This window comes from Endozoicomonas sp. SESOKO3 (genome assembly GCF_024606255.1).
In genome coordinates, this window is record NZ_JAHHPR010000020.1 from 1 (window position 1) to 1,153 (window position 1,153).

Here is a 1,153-nt window from a genome sequence, read left to right on the forward strand (position 1 = left end):
GTCAGGGCAATACCTTTAACTGGACCTATGAAATGAATTTACCCATCAAGGGTATTAACTGGCGGGTTAAGTTTGATGACTGGCTGTTCCTGCAGGAAAATGGCCAGATTCTCAATATTGCTGATGTCAGCAAATGGGGATTCACCCTGGGCACTCTCAACTTTTATTTCAGTAAAGACTGTTCGCTGATCAGCGCATCATCATTGGAAAAGCTGCAGATTCCGGATGCAGAATCTTCCAGCCCTTCAGAGGACGCACAATGAAAAAACGCCGGTCTCTGAAAAACAAGGTGATCTGGATTACCGGTGCCAGTCAGGGAATCGGTCGCCAGCTGGCGTTAACGATGGCCCGACAAGGTGGTACTGTTATAGCGACGGCCCGTAGTTTCGGCAATCTGGATCGGCTGCAGAATGAAGCGCTTGATCTGGACGGTATTATCATCCCTTTGCCCGCTGACGTGACCCGTCATGATGAAGTAATGCGGGCGGCTGAGGTGATTACGACCCGCTTTGGTCAGGTAGATATTGCCATATTGAATGCAGGTACATTCATCAAGACGGCAGGCGTGGACTTCAGATCCAACCATATGCGTCAACACTTCGAATTAAATGTGATGGGCGTTTGCCATTGTCTGGACGCATTAATCCCGATGATGGTGAATCGGCAGTCAGGAACCCTTGCTATCAACGCATCACTGGCCGGGTATCGTGGTTTACCTGCTGCCGCGGCTTATGGTGCCAGCAAGGCGGCACTGATCAATATGGCCGAGTCGTTGTACACTGACCTGAAACCTCAGGGTGTGGATATTAAACTGATCAACCCGGGGTTTGTAAAAACCCCCCTGACGGATAAAAACACGTTTAAAATGCCTTTTTTAATGGATGTTGAGTCGGCAGTGGATGCTATTGTGCACGGTTTGAATGGCAAGCGTTTTGAAATTCGATTTCCAAAAGTGTTTGGCATGATTATGGGGACGCTCAGAGTCCTGCCCTATAAGGCCTATTTTGGTGTGACCCGTCGCCTGCAACAATGAGGGTCTCTTCAGGTTGTGCCAGCACCGGCTCAGCGGCACTCTGTTTCGTAGACACGGGAGGTCGGCCAAAACTCATTAAGAGACCCTATTCCTTATGAAGCTTGCGAAGTATCTTATCTC

At 49.2% G+C, this 1,153-nt stretch carries 2 protein-coding genes; both read left to right on the top strand.

What is annotated here, in order from left to right:
- Nucleotides 1–263 (top strand): DUF3833 domain-containing protein (locus KDK18_RS00295; RefSeq protein ID WP_257252370.1); only part of this gene is annotated, 263 nt, incomplete at its 5' end.
- The gene (locus KDK18_RS00300) at nt 260–1,033 is read left to right on the top strand and encodes an SDR family oxidoreductase (protein ID WP_257252372.1); all 774 of its coding nucleotides are present in this window, start codon (nt 260–262) and stop codon (nt 1,031–1,033) included. The genes KDK18_RS00295 and KDK18_RS00300, both read left to right, overlap by 4 nt.
- Nucleotides 1,034–1,153: the final 120 nt, after the last annotated feature.

Excerpts from the sequence above, each read along its gene's own strand:
- KDK18_RS00300 (WP_257252372.1), top strand. The coding sequence starts at position 260 with ATGAAAAAACGCCGGTCTCTGAAAAACAAGGTGATCTGGATTACCGGT.